The organism is Amycolatopsis circi (genome assembly GCF_003385235.1).
Lineage (GTDB): Bacteria > Actinomycetota > Actinomycetes > Mycobacteriales > Pseudonocardiaceae > Amycolatopsis > Amycolatopsis circi.
Genome location: NZ_PQIA01000058.1, coordinates 15,263 through 34,095, shown reverse-complemented (window position 1 = coordinate 34,095; position 18,833 = coordinate 15,263). Strand labels below are relative to the sequence as shown.

The following is an 18,833-nucleotide window of genomic DNA, read 5'->3' as shown; positions in this document are numbered from 1 at the left end:
CGCGGCTCCGGGCACACCGGCCCGGAGCAACCATGTGCGGGAATTCAGCGGAGCTTGCCGAGTTCGAGCAAAACGTTGGCGGCGGCGGTGATCCCGGCGTGGAAACGAGCGAGTTCGAAGTTCTCGTTGGGGCCGTGGTTGTGCTCGTCGACGTTCGCCAGCGGGATTCCGTAGCACGGCAGCCCGAGGCCGTCGGACAGCGCGGCGATCGGCAGGCTGCCGCCCATCGCGGGCACCAGCAGCGCCGGACGTCCGGCAGCCGCGCTGACCGCGTCGGTGATCACCTGGGTGTAGGGCGATTCCGGCAGCGTCCGGGACGCTTCCATCAACCCGCCCGGGACGTGCAGTTCGGCGTGCGGCAGGTGTTCGGCGAGGTGCGCGCGCAACGCCTCGATGACCGTCGAGGCGCGCTGGCCGCCGACCGTCCGGATGTCGCAGCGAGCGACGGCGGTGGCCGGGATGACCGTGCGGTGGTCGCCTTCGTCCAAACAGGACAGTGAGTTGATGCTGAACGTCGGCAAGGCGAGGCGATCGTTGAAGCCGACGCCGTCCGGCACGTCCATCCGGTCCAGCCCGACTTCGGCGAGCGCGGCGGGCACGTCGACCGGGAGCGCGTCCAGCGCGTCTCGCTCCGACGGGCTCAGCGGGACCATGCCGTCGGCGATTCCCTTGACCAGGACCTCGCCTTCCGGAGAGCGCATCGTCGACAGCAGCCACACCAGTTCCCACGCCGGATTCGGCCCGACGCCGCCCCAGTTTCCCGAGTGCAGCGCCGCGGGCGCGCCGTGCACCCGAATCTCGAACCGGACCGCGCCGCGCACGCCGAGGCTGACCGTCGGCTCGCCGCTGTCGTGCACCGGGCCGTCGCTCCACAGCACCAAATCCGCGTCCCATTCGTCGCGCAGACCGGCGAGCGCGGACTCCAGGTTCGGGCTGCCGATTTCTTCCTCGCCGTCGAGCAGAACGGTCACGCTGCACGGCAGTTCGCCGGTTTCCGCGAGTGCCCGCAACGCGAGCAGTTGCGCGAGGTGCTGGCCCTTGTTGTCGCCGGTGCCGCGCCCGTACATCCGGCCGTCCCGAATGCTGGCCTGGAACGGCGGGCTGTCCCAAGCCGCCAGTGGCCCGGCCGGTTGGACGTCGTAATGGCCGTAGATCACCACGTGCGGAGCGCCCGCCGGGCCTTCCGCGCGCCCCACGACCAAGGGCCAGCCACCAGTTTCGACCTGCCGCGCTTCGAGCCCGCTTCGCCGCAGCAACGCGCACGCGAATTCTGCCGCGTCGGCCATGCCCTCGCCGGTCGCGCTCACGCTGGGAACGGCGATCCACTCGGCCAGCTCCGCCTCGTGCCGCTCCCGGTACTGCTCGACGTACGACTCGATGCGGCGCACCCGACCTCCAGTGATTTCACTTTCTGATATCGATACCATCGAAGCAAATCGGCTAAGCTGCTGTCAATGGACGACCGTCTCCCGCGCCAGGCGACCGCCGACGACCTCCGCGCGCTCGCCCACCCGCTGAGCTGGCGGATTCTGCGGCTGTGCCTCGACACCGCGCGGACGAACCAGCAACTGGCGAACCGGCTCGAAGAATCCCCCGCCACGGTCCTGCGCCGGGTGCACGCGCTTGCGGAAGCCGGATTCCTGGTCGCCGAACCGGCTCGCCGCAGCGACCTCGGCGCCTGGGAACGCCCCTACCGGACGACGCGGCGGACCTGGCACCTCGACCTCGACCAGGCGGGCGATCCGGCGCTGACCGCACGCGTCGAGTTGGCGACTTTGGACGCGCACCGCGCGGAAATGCTCGAAAGCGACCCGGCGTCGATCCAGCAAACCCGCCGCGGCGTGGTCCGGCTCAGCGAAGAGGCGGCGGCCGAACTCCACTCCCGGCTGGACGCGCTGCTGGACGAATTCGTCGCGCGCGAGGAGCCGACCGGGCGCAGGCATTCGTTCCTGTGGAGCGTGGTCGAACGCCCGGGGGAACCCGACACTGCCGAGGACTGACCGGCACCGCTCGGATTGTGACCCACCTCACGTCCGCTTTGTCTGATTACCGGACCCTCCCGCGAGGCCATGCTTCAGCTCCGAACCCGAACGTGAGGAGCTTCCATGACCGACGGCGAAACCTTCCCGATGGCGCGGGCGGCGGGGTGTCCCTTCGCCCCCGCGCCCGGATTGACGAGCCGGGCACCGGTGTCGCGCGTGCGGCTGTGGGACGGCACTGAACCCTGGCTGATCACCCGGTACGCCGAGGTCCGTGCGGTGCTGGCGGATCCGCGAGTCAGCGTCGACGTCACGCAGCCCGGTTTCCCGCACACCAACGCGGTCAGCAAGGCGCGCGACGCGCAGATGAAAACGTTGATGCAGATGGATCCTCCGGAGCACACCGCGCAGCGGCGGATCCTGGCCCCGGAGTTCACCGTCCGGAAAATGGCGGCGCTGCGGCCCCGCATTCAGCAGCTGGTCGACGATCTCCTCGACCGGCTGCTCGCCGGGCCGAACCCGGCCGATCTGGTCGAGGCGTTCGCGATGCCGCTCCCCTCGCTGGTGATCTGCGAACTGCTCGGCGTCCCTTACGCGGACCGCGATTTCTTCCAAGGCGTGGCCCGAACGCTCGTCATGGACGACCCCGATCCGGCGCGAGCCGTGGCCGCCAGCGAAGAGCTGAACGCGTATCTGGAGGACCTCGTCGCCGCGAAAGCCGCCGAGCCGGGCGATGATCTGCTCAGCAAGCTGGCCGTCGAACAAGTCGGCACGATGACCCGGCACGAGATCGCTGTGCTGGGTCAACTTCTTCTGGTGGCAGGTCACGACACCACTGCTGCCATGATCGCGTTGGGCACAGCGGTGCTGTTGACGCATCCGGAGCAGTTCCGCGACGCGTCAGCGGACCCGGTGGAAGAACTGTTGCGCTATCTGTCGATCACGCACACCGAAGCGCGCCGAGTCGCGTTGGAGGATCTGGAGATCGGCGGGCAGCTGATCCGTGCGGGCGAGGGCATCGTCGCGGTGAAGAGCACGGCGAACCGGGATCCGCTGGCTTTCCCGGATCCCGACCGGGTCGACGTCCGCCGGTCCGCGCGCCACCACGTCGCGTTCGGTTACGGACGGCACCTCTGCCTCGGCGCGCCGCTGGCCCGGCTCGAACTGGAGATCGCGTACTCCGCTTTGCGCGGGCGGGTGCCGACGCTGGAGCTGGCCGTGCCGCTGGACCGGTTGGAGTTCAAGGAGAACGCGATCTTCTACTCGGTGCGCGAACTGCCCATCACGTGGCGAGGTGGGCGAGCACGTTGACGACCGTGCCGCCCGGATCCTCGACGAAAAACCGCCGCACGCCCCAGGATTCGTCGGTGAGCGGATAAACGACGCGCAGCCCGCGCCGGACCGCTTCGGCGTGGGCTCGCTCGACCGCCTCCGGTTCGCCGAGGTCGATCCCCCAGCGCGGCACGGGATCGATGCTGCCTGGCGCGAGGACGAGCACCTGGGCGGCCGGGTTGTCGCTGCTGCGGAGGCCGAGAACGGGATTGTCCATGGCGACGTCGAGTCCGAGGACGTTGACGTAGAAGTCGCGGGTCTCGGCGTCGTCGGAGCCCTCGGCGTAGGCGATGATGCGCTTGATCACCCGGTCAGCGTCGCAGATCGATGCGCTGGGGGCTTGGAGAAATGGGAGCTAGCCGCCGGCGGAGTAGGCGATCCGGCGGTGCCGTCCAGGGCGTTGGACTCGCCAATGCCGCCCGCGCGACGACGACCGGCCAGAGCCGCGAACCGCCGCCAGCGCCAGGTTCCGCGCGGCGAACTGTTCGGCGGTGATGCTCATCAGGACCGGATACTTGATCTCCCCGCGCAGCAGCTCGGCGTCGCGGAGCCGGGCCTCTTCCCGGAAGCCCAGCTCGCCGTGCAGCGACAACGAAGCGAAATTGCTGCCGTTGACGCTGACCTCGCACGCGCGGTACCGGCACCGGTCGAACATGAACGCCAGCAGCAAAGCGACGGCGTCGGCGGCGTAACCGCAGCGGCGGTGCTGCGGGCCGATCCCGATGCCGTAGCTGAACCGGGCGGTGAACGGATCCGTTTCGACCCAGACGGAGCCGACCAGCGTCCGGTTGTGCAGCGTCTCGATCGCGAAGTGGAAGCCGTCCGGCGTGGCGTGCCCGCGATGGGTCGCCCAGTGCCGGTAGCCGCCGACCTGGGGATCCTGGACGCGCACGGAGTCCCGGTCGAATCCGGCGAGGGTGCGCTGGTCGCCGGGGCGGACCTCGCGCAGCCGCACTTTGCGCCCGACCTCGTCGACCCGCCACGGGGCGACGGCGCCGGACCAGGACCGCCGAGACACATTCGTGATCATCGGGAGTGATGGTACCGGGCCGCGCCCCGGCGGCTTCGAGGAGAATCCCCGATCGGTTCCGGGCGTCGTTACTCTGTGCAGTTTCCCTTGACCGAAGCGGGTTTGCTCGGATCGAACTGCCCCGGCTCCGGCTTCATCGAGGGACCGGTGAAGTACGGGTCAGCGAACGCGGGGGCGAGCAGGCTCTTCTTGGCGGCGTCGCACGCGGCGCCGGTGGTGTACCCGCCGAACTCGCCCAGCCACAGGCCGCGGCTGCCGGGTCCCCAGCCCGTGCCGCTGCGCATGACGTAGTCGGCGTCGGTCCGCACGAACGGCTCCAGGTCGGCCGGGCCCTCGATCACGTGGCTGCCGGGGTCGAAGGCGTAAGCCACCACGTACGAGACGTGCAGGTACAACTCCCCGGCCTTGCCCGGCCGCACGGTCATCTTCCCCGTCATCCTCGGCCGCACGGGCAGGAGGTGGTAGCCGTCCTCGAGGTAGGGCAGGTACCGCTGCGGGTCGACGTGGAGATCCGCCCGGGAGTCCGGCGCGAAAAGCCCGATGTAGCCGTCCGGGTGGTGCCCCTCCAGGACGTCCTTGTCGAACTGCGCCAGCTCGACCGCGTGCTTGACCTGTTCCTGCGCGTCGCCGACCTGCTTCTCCGAGAACGAGCCGACCTTCGCCGGGGCCGGGACGGTCAGCCCGGCGATGCCCTCGGGCCAGTTCTGCGCCGGCGTGTTGTCGAACGGCCGCTTCAGGTCGACGTGCCCGGAGTCGGGAAGGTCGGTCGGCGCGGGTGCGGTGGTGGTCGGCGTGAGCACGGCCGGGCTGCTCCCGGCGATCTCCTCCGGGCTCGTCCCCTGCTTCCACAGGTAAAACCCGGCCGCCGCCACGACGATCACCACCGCGGCCGAGATGGTGACCAACCTGCGCCGCCGCGCCCGTCGCCGGTTGCGGCGCAGGCCGGTCCAAGCTTCTTTCTCGGCGTGCCGCTGCCAGTCCGGATCCATCAGGTCCGGGTGGTTTTCGATGTTGTGCTCGTCCACTCGCTCCGCCTGTCTCGTCGATCTCGCAACGAAAGATCGACAGCCGGGAGCAGGCGTTACGAGCGGCGGGCCTTCGCAATCAATTCGGAATCCAAACCGGGTCTCAAATCAATTTGCACGGAATGTCGGCATTTTCGTCCAGGTGATACGAAGCGCACACGCGGTGGTAACCGTCCGCGATGACCAGATCGTCGGCCGTCGCGAAGCCGGGGTGGCCGTGCCCGCGGACGAGCAGGACCGGCGAGAGAGCCTTGCCGTCCTTGACCTTCTCGAGGTCCTTCGCGACGTGCGCGTTGTCCTCGGGCAGCAGCTTCAATCTGCTCGCCCGCAGGATGTCCTTCGCCTTGCGGTGCGTCAGTTCCGCCCGCTTCAGCTGATCGACCAGTCCGGTCACGGTCTCCTCGGGCGTGACGAGCGTGAGATAGTCGAATGCTGCCGGATAATCATGCTCGTCCGGTTCGTCTTTCCAGTGCTCTTTCATGACGCCTCCCTCGATTCGAACTCCTTGACCGCACGGGATGCGGCCCAAGCGGTCACGCCGACGCTGATCAGCGCCGCGGCGAGAATCGCCCCGCCCTCGCCCGGAGCGAGCAATTGTTCGCGGGTGCCGATCGTCACCGCCGCGACCGGCACTCCCAGTTGCGCGCCCGCGAGCACGGCCAGCGGCAGCGGCTGTCCCAGCAGTCGCGTCGCACCGTGGACTACGACGGAACCGGCCGCGAGCAACGCGGCCAGCACGAGCATCACCGGATGCTGGCCGAGCGCGCGCAAGTCGAGCGAAGCGCCCAGCCACACGAAAAACACCGGCCCGAGAAAGCCGTCGGTCACCGCGAACAACTGCCGGGCAAGGCGACGCGGCTCCCCGACCGCGGCCAGCGCGAGCCCCGCGACGAACCCCGCCAGCATCACCGACACCCCGACGAGCTGAGCCAACCCGGCGAGTCCGAAGAGGACAATCAACGCGATCCGGAGTTCGATGCCGAAATGCCGGGACTTGCTGAGGTCGTGCGCTTTGTCGACGAGCCCGCGGGAATGCAGCCACCGCAGCACCACGAACCACACCGCCCCGGCCGCGATGACCGCCAGCGCCCCGAGCGCCGCCCGCCCGGCCTTCTGCGGCGCGGCTGCCAGCGGAAGCGCCACGATGCACGCGGTGTCCGCGATCGCGACCTGCACGATCAAGGCCAGCGCGGGCGGTGTGCCGAGCTTCGTCTCGTCCAGGACCGGCATCACCAACGCGGCGGAACTGGACGCGAGCAGGACGGCGTAAAGCAGCCCGTGCCCGGTGCCGACGAGCGCGGCCACCCCGAACCCGGCGGGCACGGACAGCACGCCCACCAACGCGGCCAGCAAGGCCCCGCGCCCGGCCGCGACGCGCAACGCAGCGTCCCGCAACGGCACGTGGCTGCCCGCGACCAGCATCACCAGCGCGAACCCGGCGGAGGCGACGTACGAGAGGATCGGATCGTCGGCCTTCACCCAGCCGAACCCGGTCCGGCCGACCGCCACGCCGAGCAGGATCTCGCCGACGACGATCGGGATCCGGGCGCGTTTCGGGGTGGCCAGGAGAGGTCCGGCCAGTCCGGCGAGAAGGACGACGGCCATCGCGAACAGGGTCATCGGCGCCTCCTCCCGCTGGGTATTGTCGCCGGGCTCGGGTGGTCGGGCTACTCCCGTCACCCGCCTGCGGCGCGGGAATTCCACCGAGCACAAGGCGGCTAGCGGGTCCGGTCGCCAGGCTCGCGGTCCGTGAGGGGAACCCCCACGGACTCTGATTCCCAATGCCAGGGACTTAAGGCGGCGCTGCGGCTGCGGTGTGAGGTGTCCGTGCTGGTCGCCGGGGGGTTGGCGAGACAGGTACGGAGTGTGCTGTCCGTGAGGGGAACCCTGAGGGACTCTGAGTCCCTCAGGGTTCCCCTCACGGACCTGAGGCGGCCTCCGCACGCACCGGCCGCGAACCGTTAGCGGCGGATCAGCCCCTGTGCCTTCCCCGCCGCCACCGCGGCCGTCCGGGAATCGACTTCCAGTTTCGTGTAGATGTGCACCAGATGCGATTTCACCGTCGCCTGGCTCAAAAACAGCCGCTTGCTGATCTCCAGGTTCGACAATCCGTCCGCGACCAGACCCAGCACCTCGATCTCCCGCGGCGACAACGCGGCCGCGGGAGTGCGCATGCGATTCATCAGCCGATGCGCGACCGCCGGGGCCAGGACGGTCTGTCCGGCGGCGGCGTTCCGCACCGCGGCGGCGAGGTCTTCCGGCGGGGCGTCCTTCAACAAGTATCCGGTCGCGCCTGCTTCGATGGCGGCGAGGATGTCGCCGTCGGTGTCGTAGGTCGTCAGGACCAGGACTTTCGGCGCGTCCGCCGCCGCGGTGATCTCCGCGGTCGCTTCGGAGCCGTGCATTCCGGAGCCGAATTGGAGGTCCATCAGCACGACGTCCACGCCAACGGCCAACCGCACGGCGTCTTCGGCGGAGGAAGCTTCCGCGACGACTTCCAGGTCCGGTTCGGTTTCCAGGACGGCGCGCAATCCGGCACGGACCACCGGATGGTCGTCGGCCAGCAGGAGGCGGATCATCGCGCATCCACGGGGAAGCTGACGGCTAACGCGGTGCCGTTGCCCGGTGAAGATTCCACTGTCCACGAGCCGCCGAGGGAGCGGGCACGGGCGCGCATCGCGGGCAGGCCGAAGCCGCTGCCGCTGCGCACTTCTTGCGGGTCGAAGCCGATACCGTCGTCCACGGCGTCCAGGGTGACGCTCGTGTCCATGTAGCTCAAGGTCAGCTCGGCCCGGCCAGCCGCGGCGTGCCGGACGGTGTTGGCCAGCGCCGATTGGGCGATGCGGAGCAAGGCGACCTCGTACGCGGTCGGCACGTCGAACGGGGTGCCGCTGAGGTGAAAGTGGACAGTCAGCCCGGAACGTTGTTGTGTGGTCGCGCAGAGGCGTTCCAGAGCCGCCGGTAAGGAAGCGCCTTCCAGTTCCACCGGGGCCAGGGCGTAGACGAGGCGGCGGGCTTCGGTGAGGTTGTCCTGGGCGGCTTGCCTCGCCTGCGTGACGTGTGGGACCGCGGCGTCGGGACGGTCCGGCAGGGCGCGTTCGGCGGCGCGGAGCAGCAGATGGATGCTCGAAAGGCCCTGCGCCAGCGTGTCGTGGATTTCCCGGGCAAGGCGTTCGCGTTCGGCTAGGACTCCGGCGGAGTGTTCCATCGCGGCGAGGTCGTTGCGGGTCTCGCGCAGCTCCTCGATGAGGTGCCGCCGTTGTTCGCTTTCGCGATAGAGCGCCTGGTAACCGAGCACGGTGGCGATCGCGACCGCGGCCCCGAGCGTCGGGCCGATGATCACGCCGACGCTGAATCCGCCTTGGTGGCGCGTGAAACCGGCGATCGCCAGGACAGTGGTGAGCGCGACGACGGCCGGGCCCCAGCGGGTCGGCAGCAGGTGCATTTGCAGGAAATACAGCGGGAAAGCCAGCCACACCCCGTCCGGAGTGAGCCACAGCAGCACGAGCCACGCGACGCCCAGCACGACCAGCCATCCGGCCGTCGCGCCCGGCAACCGGCCGACGCGGGGCAGCAGCGGGCCCGCGGTGTAGACGCCGCCCATCACCAGCGCGCCCGCCAGTACCGCGGGCGCGTGCGGCAGGCCGTCGGCGAACGCGCGCGCGACGGCGAGCACCAGGAGCCCGGCCAGCAGGAGGTGCAGGCAGACGCGCAGCACGCGCAACGGCCGGTCGAGGGTGTGCGGGTTCACGAAAGCCTCCTGCGGTCAATTGTCCGTGCTCCCCCGGGAATTCGCATCAATCGAAAGGTTGAGCGGCGAGTGCGTCCATCGATTCCCGGGAGGCCATCCGCGGCGCGATGTCCCCGCGCCCCGGCCGGACGAGGCTGGAAGGCACACCGAGAAGGAAGGTACGCACATGTTCGTCGCGTGGCGGGATCTGCGCTTCGCCAAGGGGCGGTTCGCGTTGATGGGGACCGTCGTGGTGCTGATGACGTTGCTGGTCGGGCTGCTGTCCGGGCTCACCGCGGGGCTGGCCGCGCAGAGCACGTCCGCGATCACCGGGTTGAAGGCCGACCACTTGGTCTTCGCCGAACCCGGCAGCGGTTCGCTCTCGTTTGGACAGTCCACAGTGACCCGGGAACAGGCCGATCAGTACGCCCGGACTCCGGGAGTGACCAGCGCGGAGCCGATCGCGATCAGCACGGCCAGCGCCGCGGTCGGCGAGCGCACCGCGACCTTGGCGGCGTTCGGGGTCCAGAACACGAGCCCGGGCACAGCTGCGTTGTCCACGGGCGCGGCTGACGCGTTGAAGGCTCACGAAGGCGACCAACTCACCCTGCAAGGCCAGAAAGTCACCGTTACAGCCGTCTCCGGAGACGCGTCATACAGCCATCTCCCGGTCGTCTGGACGCACTTGACCGGTCCAAACGCGACAGTGCTCGCGGTGACCACCGACAAATCCGCCGATCTCGCCGCAGCTGACACACGTCTCGGCACCCGCACTGTCACGAAGGACGACGCGTTGTCCGCGATCGGTTCCTATTCGGCGGAAAACGGCTCGCTCCAGCTGATGCGCGGCTTCCTGTTCGTGATCTCCGCACTGGTGATCGGCGCGTTCTTCACCGTGTGGACGATCCAGCGCAGCCGTGACATCGCAGTCCTGAAAGCGCTCGGCGCGACCACGAAGTACCTGCTCCGGGACGCGCTCGGCCAAGTTGTCGTACTGCTGGTCGGCGGGACCGCGCTCGGAACTGGACTCGCCGCCGCGCTCGGAGCGGTCGCATCGGGGACGGTGCCGTTCGTGCTGAGCGCGGGCACGTTGCTCGGTCCGGCCGCGGTGCTGGTGGTCCTCGGCGTGCTCGGCGCCGCGCTGGCGGTCCGCCGCATCACCTCGGTCGACCCGCTGACCGCCCTCACCTCCGGAGCGCACTGATGAGCCTGCACCTGTCCGGCATCACCCTCACCTACCCCGACGGCGATTCTCGCCTCACCGCCCTCGACCAGGTCGACCTTCACGTGCCCGCCGGAAGCGTCGCCGCCGTGATCGGACCGTCCGGGTCGGGCAAGTCGAGCCTGCTGGCCGTCGCCGCGACGCTCATCCGGCCCGATCACGGACGCGTGGTCGTCGGCGGCGCCGACACCACCGGCCTGGACCGGGCCGCCCTCGCGGAACTGCGCCGCACCAAGATCGGGATTGTGTTCCAGCAACCGAATCTGCTCGCGTCGCTCACTGCGGTGGAACAGTTGGAAGTCATGGCGCACCTGAGCGGAACACCGCGCGGCGAGGCGGCGAAACGAGCGAAGGAACTGCTCGACGCGGTCGGGCTCGCCGATCGGGCGACGCACCGGCCGGGACGGCTTTCCGGCGGACAGCAGCAGCGGGTGAACATCGCGCGCGCCTTGATGAACGAGCCCGCCGTGCTGCTGGTCGACGAGCCGACGAGCGCGCTGGACCAGGACCGAGGCGCGGCGGTCGTCGATCTGCTCACTACGATCACGCACCAACAGGCGACGGCAACCGTACTGGTCACCCACGACCGCTCCCACCTCGAAGGGGTCGACTCGGTGCACGAGGTCGTCGACGGACGGATCCACCAGCCGGCCCGCGCCGGAGCCGAGGAGAACCGATGACGAAGAAGATCTACTGGGCCGCCGCGATCTACACGATCCTCGGCCTGCTCGGCGGGCTGTACTACCGCGAGCTGACCAAGGCGAAGAACTTCACCGGCGACACCCAGCTGTCCATTGTGCACACCCACCTGCTCGCGCTCGGGACGCTGGTGTTCCTGATCGTCCTGGTGCTGGACAAGGTGTTCACGCTGTCGGCGACGAGGTCGTTCGCGCCGTTCTTCTGGATCTACCACGCCGGAATGCTCGTCACGGTCGGCGGGATGGCCGTGCACGGCACGCTCACCGTGCTGGGCAAGGAATCCGGCGCGGCGATCGCCGGAATCGCCGGGCTCGGGCACATCCTGCTGACTGTCGCATTTGTACTGTTGTTCGTCGGCCTGCACGGACGGATCTGGAAGCCCGCCGAGTCGAAGGCGTGACGTGAAGGACTCCTTGAGGGAATCTGATTCCCTCAAGGAGTCCTTCACGGACTTACTGGCGGCGGAAGGTGACGGCTGCCAGGACTGCTCCGGCGAGGGCGAGCACTGCCGAGCCGATGAAGGCGACCGAGTAGCCGTTCGTCAACGCCGCCGGGTCACCGAGCGCACCCGCGCCGGAAGCAGCCGCCAGCGCGGTCATCACGGCCAAGCCCAGCGCCGATCCCACCTGGTAGCCGGTGTTCACGATCCCCGACGCGAGCCCGCCTTCCTCCGGCCGGGCCGCGGAAATCGCCGTGCTGAGCGACGGGATGAACGCCAGCGACATCCCCAGCGCCTCGACGAGCGACGCGGGCAGGACGTCCACCCAGAAGCTGCCGTTCGCCCGCACCAGCGCGAGCCAGCCCAGTCCGGCTGCCAGCAACAGCAATCCGGCGACGATCGGCAGCTTCGGGCCGAAGCGGCCGATCACTCGCGGGGCCAAGGCGATCATTCCGAGCATGATCAGCGCGGTCATCGGCAACAACGCGGCACCTGCGGGGAAGGCACGAAAGCCGAGTACCTGCTGCAGGTAGAGGTTCAGGAAGAACCACATCGGAATCCACGCCGCGCCAAGGAAAACCTGCGCCAGGTTCGCCGCACCGAGTCGCGGAGCACGGAAGATCGACAACCGCATCAGCGGAGTGCGGGCTTTCGCTTGCCGGAGAACGAAACCGGCCAGCAGTACGACGCCGGCACCGAGCGCGATCCAGGTTTCCGCGGCTGCCCAGCCCGCTTCCGGAGCGCGGACGATCCCGTACACCAGCGTTCCGAGGCCGAGCGTGACGGTCAGCGCGCCGATGACGTCAACGGTGCCCCGGGTTCCGGACGCTCCCCCAGGCAAAACCGCGCGAGTGGCGAACAGTGCGAGCACGGCGATGGGCACGTTGAGGTAGAACACCCACGGCCACGACAGGTACTCCGTGATCACTCCGCCGAGGAACACTCCAGCGGTACCGCCAGCCGGTGCCGCCGCGCCGTACAGCGCAAGGGCTTTCGTGAGTTCCTTCGGGTTGCTGCCGAAGAGCATCATCAACAGAGTCAGCGCGGACGGGGCGATGAGCGCGGCTCCCGCGCCCTGCACGATCCGGCCAGCGAGCTCGATCGGGACGTTTCCAGCGGCTCCGGCGAGCACCGAACCTGCCAGGAGAATCGCCCACCCGGTGGCGAAAAGCTTTCTGGCGCCGAACAAATCCGATAGTCGTCCGCCTAGCAGCAGCAGGCCGCCGAAGGCGATCACGTACGCGTTGAAGACCCAGGACAGCGTGCTGGGGGTGAATCCGAGCGCGTCGCGCATGCGCGGCAGTGCGACGCCGATGATCGAGGTATCCATGATCACCATGAACTGGGCCAGGGCGATCAGTCCGAGCGCCCACCAGCGGAGGGTGTTCGGCCGGGTTTCTGGTGCGGTGGTCATCGTTTTTCGCTTTCTCTTCAAGGGGAACGGCAGCACGGCATCCGGCGGCCGCTCAGTGGTGGCCGTGGTGTTCGTGGCGGCCCGGCGCGGCGAGCCCGGCGTCGAGGACGAAGGCGGCGGCGCGGACGACGCCCTCGGCCTGGAAGTCGAGGTACAGCAGGTACCGGCCGGTCGTCGGAGCCTCGGCGTGGAAGCGGATCTCCGGCCCGGGTTTCTCGTCGTCGAGCGCGTGGATGTGCAGGTAGGCGAGGTCGCCCTGACGCAGCGCGACCAGGTGGCCGAACGAACCGAGGTACGGCTCCAGGTCGGTGACCGGCTGTCCGTCGCGGGTCACGCGGGCAGTCAGCAGCGTTCCCGCGCCGGCTGCGAGCGTGCCGTCGAGGGTCACTTCGTAGCCGTCGACCACGCTCTTCGCGACCGGTTCCGAGGCCTGCGGCTGGTAGTCACCGGCGACCTCGACGGTCCGCGACAGCGTGACGCTCTCGCCACCCGCCGGGGTGAGGTCGGTGAAGACGCGGTACGTGCCCGCCGCGTCCCAAGTCCACGGGATCGTCCAGACGCCGTTCTCCGGATCCAGCACTGGATGGCGGTGTCGGAAGTGCGCGCCGTCGTTGCGAACCACGATCAGGTGTAACTGCTTGCCGTGTGCCTCCTCGTATTTGGTTATCGGCTGTCCGTCGGCGGTGGCGACGGTGAACGAAAGCTCGCCGTCTTCCCCGGCCCGAGCGGGGGCGTGCACCACGCCGAGCTGGACTTCGCCGGTCGAAAGCGCGGTGCCGTTGACGTTCATCGGTTTCTCCTTCGTTCGCTGGTGACGCGACGAACTTTATACCCCCTAGGGGTATTTGGAAGTGTGTCCTGGGTCTCCTTTCGGGCGACGTCGACCCTTGTCTCCCGCTGAACCCGGCGTTACGCTTCGTCGACGGCGGTGTGCCTGCACCGCTCGTTCCGTTCGCTCTCGAGGAGGTGCGCGATGCTTCTGACTTCCGGACAGCTCGCCGACCTCCGTCAGCGCACGCGCCAGTCCGCCTGGAACAAGGGGCGCGTCGCGCACGGCTGGCCAACGCGCCCCTGAGCGGTCTCCCCCCGCTCGGTCGCGCACGCGCACGGGTCCCGAGTCCCGTTGCCGCGAACTTCCCCACGGTCCCCCTGACCTGCGCCGATGCGGCGCGTCGGCGGCCGTGGCCCCAGCCGAGAAAAGACGAGAGGAACTCCGATGGTCGACCCCGAGGTGACCGTCAACGGGAAACGCACCGCGATCGGCGCCGTTCCCGTGCACACCACGGCACTGGACTGGCTCCGCGGACAGGGCCTGACCAGCTGCAAGGAGGGCTGCGCCGAGGGCGAATGCGGAGCGTGCGCGATCCTGGTCGCGCGCCCCGGCGTCGAATCGCCGACGGATCTGGTCGCGATCAACGCGTGCCTCGCCCCGGTCGGTTCGCTGGACGGGCAGGAGGTGTGGACCGCCGAGGGGCTCGGGTCCACTGAGGACTTGCACCCGGTGCAGCACGAAATGGCCGTGCGCGGCGGATCCCAGTGCGGCTACTGCACTCCCGGGTTCGTCTGCAGCATGGCCGCCGAGTACTACCGCAGCGACCGCGACGCGACCGGCGACGACCACGCGCCGAACGGCTTCGACATCCACGCGCTGAGCGGAAACCTCTGCCGCTGCACCGGATACCGGCCGATCCGCGACGCCGCACACGCGCTCGGCACTCCCCCGGCCGAGGATCCGCTGGCACAACGGCGAACTTGCGGGGCACCGGAACCCGTTGCGACACAACTGCATGACGAAGGACGGGACTACCTCCGACCAGCCACCTGGACCGAAGCGCTGCAGCTGCGCCACGACCGTCCTAACGCGACTTTCGTGGCCGGGTCGACTGACTGGGGCGTCGAGGTGAACATCCGCGGCGTCCGGGCGGACTGCGTCGTCGCCATCGATCGGGTGCCGGAGCTGCAGATGCTGGACATCGGCGCGGAGACGATCGAAATCGGGGCCGGGCTGAGTCTCACCGAGATGGACCGCCGCCTCGACGGCCGGGTGCCGCTGCTGAGCCAGCTGATCCCGCAGTTCGCGTCGCGGCTGATCCGGAATGCCGCGACGCTCGGCGGAAACCTCGGCACCGGGTCGCCGATCGGCGACTCCGCACCGGTGCTGCTCGCGCTCGGCGCTAGCGTCGTGCTGTCCTCTGTGGACGGAGACCGCGAAGTGCCGCTCGACGAGTACTTCACCGGTTACCGGCAGAGCGTCCGGCGGGCCGACGAGCTGATCCGGTCTGTGCGGATTCCCTTGCCACTAGCCGGAACCACGGCGTTCCACAAGGTCGCCAAACGGCGGTTCGATGACATTTCCAGCGTCGCTGTCGCGTTCGCGCTCGACATCGAAGACGGTCTCGTGCGCACCGCGCAGATCGGGCTCGGCGGGGTCGCCGCGACGCCGATTCGCGCTAAAGACACCGAAGCGGCGCTCGTCGGACAGTCCTGGAACGAGGAAACCGTCCGCGCCGCCGCGGAAATTCTGCGCGGCGAGGGCACGCCGATGGACGACCATCGCGCGAGTGCGGCCTACCGCGCCGCGACTTTGGGCCGCAGCCTGCTGAAACTGCACGCCGACTCTCTTGAGGGGGCACAAGCATGAGCGCAGCTTGCAAGCGAATCATCACTATTCATGCCGTCGCCTCCCCAGCGACCAGCGTGAAACTCGTCAAGGAGGCGACGGCATGAGTGCATTGTCCGAACGTCCGGAAAGCCCGTCCATCGGGATCGCCCGGCCGCACGAAGCCGCCGCGGCGCACGTCCGGGGCACCGCGCTGTACACCGACGACCTCGTCGCCCGCACCAAAGACGTCCTGCACGCATACCCCGTACAGGTAAACGAGGCGCACGCGAAGGTGCTGGCCATCCGCACCGAAGCGGCCGAAGCCGTACCCGGCGTGGTTCGGGTCCTCACGGCGGCGGATGTCCCTGGTGTCAACGATTCCGGCGTGCATCACGACGAACCGCTGTTCCCGTCCGAGGTGATGTTCTTCGGCCACGCGGTGGCCTGGGTGCTCGGCGAAACGCTGGAAGCGGCGCGGCTGGGCGCGGCGGCCGTCGAGGTGGACACCGAAGCGCTGCCGTCGCTGGTGACAGTCGGCGAGGCGATCGCCGCGGGCAGTTTCCAGGGCGAGCCGCGAGTGGTGGCGCGCGGGGACGTCGACCCGGCGATGGCCGGTTCAGCGCACGTCTTCCGCGGCGAGTTCGACTTCGCCGGCCAGGAGCACTTCTACCTGGAAACCCAATGCGCGCTGGCGCACGTGGACGAGTCCGATCAGATTTTCGTCCAGAGCAGCACGCAGCATCCGTCGGAAACGCAGGACATCGTGGCGCACGTGCTGGGCAAGCACAGCCACGAGGTCACCGTGCAGAGCCTCCGGATGGGCGGCGGCTTCGGCGGCAAGGAATGGCAGCCGCACGGGTACGCCGCGGTCGCCGCGCTCGGCGCCACGCTCACCGGACGCCCGGTGCGGCTGCGGCTCACCCGCACCCAGGACATGACGATGACCGGCAAACGGCACGGTTTCCGCGCTGAATGGAGCGTCGGCTTCGACTCCGACGGCAAACTGCAGGCGCTGGACGTCGTGCTGACCGCGGACGGCGGCTGGAGCCTCGACCTGTCCGAACCGGTTCTCGCCCGCGCGCTGTGCCACGTCGACAACGCGTACTGGATCCCGCATGTCCGCGCGCTGGGGCGGATCGCGAAGACCAACAAGACGTCGCAGACCGCCTTCCGCGGATTCGGCGGCCCGCAGGGAATGCTGGTGATCGAGGACATCCTCGGGCGCTGCGCACCGCTGCTCGGCATCGACCCGATCGAGCTGAGGCGGCGCAACTTCTACTCCGAAGGCCAGGACACGCCGTACGGGATGCCGGTGCGGCACCCGGAACGCATCCACCGGATCTGGCGGCAGCTCCTCGACTCGGGCGACGCCGAGCAGCGGCAGGCCGAGATCGCCGCGTACAACGCGAAGCATCCGCACTCCAAGCGCGGCCTCGCGATCACGCCGGTGAAGTTCGGGATTTCCTTCAACCTCACCGCGTTCAACCAGGCCGGCGCGCTGGTGCACGTGTACAAGGACGGCTCGGTCCTGATCAACCACGGCGGCACCGAAATGGGCCAGGGCCTGCACACGAAGATGCTGCAGGTGGCCGCGACCGCGCTGGGCGTGCCGCCGGAGAAGGTGCGGCTGGCCCCGACCCGGACGGACAAGGTGCCGAACACCTCGGCCACCGCGGCGAGTTCGGGCGCGGACCTCAACGGCGGCGCGGTCAAGAACGCCTGCGAGCAGATCCGCGACCGGCTTCTGACCGTCGCGGCGGGCAAGCTCGGCGTGCCGGAAAGCGACGTCCGGATCGTCCGCGGTGCCGCGCGCACCCCGTCCGGCGAGGAAATCGGCTGGGACGAACTCGTGCACGCTGCCTACTTCGACCGGGTGCATCTGTCGGCCGCCGGGTATTACCGGACCGAGGGCCTGAGCTGGGATTCCGCAACGATGAGCGGAACGCCGTTCAAGTACTTCGCCTACGGCGCGGCGCTGGCCGAGGTCGAGGTGGACGACTTCACCGGCGCGTACCGAACGCGGCGGGTCGACATCGTGCACGACGTCGGCGACAGCCTGTCCCCGCTGATCGACATCGGCCAGATCGAGGGCGGCTTCGTGCAGGGCATGGGCTGGCTGACGCTGGAAGACCTGCGCTGGGACGAATCCGACCGGCCGTCGCGTGGACGGCTCGCGACGCAGGCGGCGAGCACGTACAAGCTGCCGAGCTTCTCGGAGATGCCGGAGGAATTCAACGTCACGCTGCTGACCGACGCCGCGGAAGAAGGCGCGGTCTACGGGTCGAAGGCGGTCGGCGAACCGCCGTTGATGCTGGCCTTCGCGGTGCGGGAAGCGTTGCGGCAGGCGGTCGCCGCCTTCGGCGAGCCCGGACACAGCGTCGACCTCGCTTCCCCGGCGACGCCGGAGGCCGTGTTCTGGGCGATCGACCACGCTGTCACGGCCGCTCCGGTGGTCGAGGCGCAGGTACCGGACCTGGTGGGCCAGCCATGAACTGGCTCAGCGCGGTGCAGCACCTGCGGGACGCGGGGCTGCCGGGCGTGCTCGTCACGGTGACGTCCTCGCGCGGGCACACCCCGCGCGAAGGCGGCGCGAAAATGGTGGTCGGTTCTTCGGAAACCCACGGCACGATCGGCGGCGGCAACGCCGAGGCCGTCGCGATCGAGCGGGCCCGGGAACTGTTGCGGGACAACGCGACCGCGCCGGAGCTGCAAACGCTTTCGTTGTCCGACAAGGCTCCTTACCAGCACGGCGTGCAGTGCTGCGGAGGGACGATGACGCTGTTGTTCGAGCCGCTGCCGGTGCGTCCGGCGGTGGCGGTCTTCGGGGTCGGGCACGTCGGCCTGGAGCTGGCGCGAGTGCTCGCCCGGCACGAGGTTTCCCTGCACCTGATCGACAGCCGGCCGGCGCAGCTGACTGCGGAACGACTGGCTGTGCTCGACGACGCGGTGGCGAGCGTGCGCGTCCACCAGGTCCCGCTGCTGCCGGAAACGGTGCTGTCGGAGCTGCCCGCGGGCACGCACGTGCTGATCATGACGCACGACCACGCCGAGGACATCGCGCTGTGCGACGCCGCTTTGCGCAGCGGTGCCTGCGGGTCGATCGGGCTGATCGGGTCCGCCGGGAAGTGGTCGCGGTTCCGGAAGCGCCTGACCGATCTCGGCCACGACGAGGCGGCGCTGTCCCGGATCACGACGCCGATCGGGCTTCCGGAGCTGACCGGCAAGGAACCGGCGGTGATCGCGGTGAGCGTCGCGGCGGCATTGCTGCAGAAGTTCCAGGCGCGCGTCCGGCCGGGCGCGCTTCGGGCGTAAATCGCTTGCCTGCCCCCGGGAGTGCGGCTGGGATACGGTTGAAACACCG

18 protein-coding genes are annotated in these 18,833 nt (G+C 69.2%); 8 read left to right on the top strand and 10 right to left on the bottom strand.

All coding sequences use genetic code 11. From position 1 onward, the window contains the following. Positions 1-44: 44 nt before the first annotated feature. Positions 45-1,388, bottom strand: coding sequence for a M20/M25/M40 family metallo-hydrolase (locus tag D0D37_RS23935; protein ID WP_244223646.1), 1,344 nt, complete (start codon positions 1,386-1,388; stop codon positions 45-47). A 66-nt stretch (positions 1,389-1,454) separates the two neighbouring features. On the opposite strand from D0D37_RS23935, the gene D0D37_RS23930 reads away from it, so the two are divergent. Both D0D37_RS23930 and D0D37_RS23925 read left to right on the top strand, forming a co-directional pair. Next, positions 1,455-2,000 (top strand): winged helix-turn-helix domain-containing protein, encoded by a 546-nt coding sequence (locus tag D0D37_RS23930; RefSeq protein ID WP_208720111.1) that lies wholly within the window; start codon positions 1,455-1,457, stop codon positions 1,998-2,000. Positions 2,001-2,105: 105 nt separating this feature from the next. Then, positions 2,106-3,290: a cytochrome P450 gene (locus D0D37_RS23925; RefSeq protein ID WP_116202807.1), complete on the top strand. Its 1,185-nt coding sequence runs from the start codon at positions 2,106-2,108 to the stop codon at positions 3,288-3,290. Here D0D37_RS23925 and D0D37_RS23920 read toward each other — a convergent pair. The 7 genes from D0D37_RS23920 to D0D37_RS23890 all read right to left on the bottom strand — a co-directional run bounded on the left by D0D37_RS23920 (position 3,262) and on the right by D0D37_RS23890 (position 9,117). Next, positions 3,262-3,618: a VOC family protein gene (locus D0D37_RS23920; RefSeq protein WP_116202806.1), complete on the bottom strand. Its 357-nt coding sequence runs from the start codon at positions 3,616-3,618 to the stop codon at positions 3,262-3,264. The genes D0D37_RS23925 and D0D37_RS23920 overlap by 29 nt on opposite strands. 48 nt (positions 3,619-3,666) lie before the next feature. Next, positions 3,667-4,266 (bottom strand): GNAT family N-acetyltransferase, encoded by a 600-nt coding sequence (locus D0D37_RS23915; protein WP_116202827.1) that lies wholly within the window; start codon positions 4,264-4,266, stop codon positions 3,667-3,669. A 143-nt stretch (positions 4,267-4,409) separates the two neighbouring features. After that, on the bottom strand, positions 4,410-5,366 hold the full coding sequence (locus D0D37_RS23910; RefSeq protein WP_116202805.1) for a hypothetical protein: 957 nt from the start codon (positions 5,364-5,366) through the stop codon (positions 4,410-4,412). Between the two features lie 103 nt (positions 5,367-5,469). Beyond that, complete coding sequence (locus D0D37_RS23905) at positions 5,470-5,847, bottom strand: hypothetical protein (RefSeq protein ID WP_116202804.1); 378 nt, start codon at positions 5,845-5,847, stop codon at positions 5,470-5,472. Beyond that, positions 5,844-6,986: a cation:proton antiporter gene (locus D0D37_RS23900; protein ID WP_116202803.1), complete on the bottom strand. Its 1,143-nt coding sequence runs from the start codon at positions 6,984-6,986 to the stop codon at positions 5,844-5,846. Before D0D37_RS23900 ends, D0D37_RS23905 begins: the two co-directional genes overlap by 4 nt. Positions 6,987-7,327: 341 nt before the next feature. Next, positions 7,328-7,945: a response regulator gene (locus D0D37_RS23895; protein ID WP_116202802.1), complete on the bottom strand. Its 618-nt coding sequence runs from the start codon at positions 7,943-7,945 to the stop codon at positions 7,328-7,330. Next, positions 7,942-9,117, bottom strand: coding sequence for a sensor histidine kinase (locus D0D37_RS23890; protein ID WP_116202801.1), 1,176 nt, complete (start codon positions 9,115-9,117; stop codon positions 7,942-7,944). Before D0D37_RS23890 ends, D0D37_RS23895 begins: the two co-directional genes overlap by 4 nt. A gap of 166 nt (positions 9,118-9,283) precedes the next feature. Here D0D37_RS23890 and D0D37_RS23885 point away from each other — a divergent pair, with 166 nt between their 5' ends. From D0D37_RS23885 to D0D37_RS23875, 3 genes are read left to right on the top strand one after another with little or no spacing between them, the layout of a single operon-like run. Continuing rightward, positions 9,284-10,300, top strand: a complete 1,017-nt coding sequence (locus tag D0D37_RS23885; protein WP_116202800.1) for an ABC transporter permease — start codon at positions 9,284-9,286, stop codon at positions 10,298-10,300. Then, complete coding sequence (locus tag D0D37_RS23880; RefSeq protein WP_116202799.1) at positions 10,300-10,998, top strand: ABC transporter ATP-binding protein; 699 nt, start codon at positions 10,300-10,302, stop codon at positions 10,996-10,998. The genes D0D37_RS23885 and D0D37_RS23880 overlap by 1 nt, the downstream gene beginning before the upstream one ends. Continuing rightward, on the top strand, positions 10,995-11,417 hold the full coding sequence (locus tag D0D37_RS23875) for a DUF2871 domain-containing protein (protein ID WP_116202798.1): 423 nt from the start codon (positions 10,995-10,997) through the stop codon (positions 11,415-11,417). The genes D0D37_RS23880 and D0D37_RS23875 overlap by 4 nt, the downstream gene beginning before the upstream one ends. Before the next feature lie 52 nt (positions 11,418-11,469). Here the strand turns inward: D0D37_RS23875 and D0D37_RS23870 are convergent, their stop codons facing one another. Then, positions 11,470-12,870 (bottom strand): MFS transporter, encoded by a 1,401-nt coding sequence (locus D0D37_RS23870; RefSeq protein WP_116202797.1) that lies wholly within the window; start codon positions 12,868-12,870, stop codon positions 11,470-11,472. A 52-nt stretch (positions 12,871-12,922) separates the two neighbouring features. Then, positions 12,923-13,660, bottom strand: a complete 738-nt coding sequence (locus D0D37_RS23865) for a hypothetical protein (RefSeq protein WP_116202796.1) — start codon at positions 13,658-13,660, stop codon at positions 12,923-12,925. Between the two features lie 426 nt (positions 13,661-14,086). Here D0D37_RS23865 and D0D37_RS23860 point away from each other — a divergent pair, with 426 nt between their 5' ends. The 3 genes from D0D37_RS23860 to xdhC all read left to right on the top strand — a co-directional run bounded on the left by D0D37_RS23860 (position 14,087) and on the right by xdhC (position 18,784). Beyond that, entirely contained in the window at positions 14,087-15,511 is a 1,425-nt protein-coding gene (locus D0D37_RS23860) for a xanthine dehydrogenase small subunit (RefSeq protein ID WP_116202795.1), read from the top strand. Positions 15,512-15,593: 82 nt separating this feature from the next. Continuing rightward, complete coding sequence (xdhB, locus tag D0D37_RS23855) at positions 15,594-17,963, top strand: xanthine dehydrogenase molybdopterin binding subunit (RefSeq protein WP_116202794.1); 2,370 nt, start codon at positions 15,594-15,596, stop codon at positions 17,961-17,963. Then, positions 17,960-18,784, top strand: a complete 825-nt coding sequence (xdhC, locus tag D0D37_RS23850) for a xanthine dehydrogenase accessory protein XdhC (RefSeq protein ID WP_116202793.1) — start codon at positions 17,960-17,962, stop codon at positions 18,782-18,784. Before xdhB ends, xdhC begins: the two co-directional genes overlap by 4 nt. Positions 18,785-18,833 lie beyond the last annotated feature (49 nt).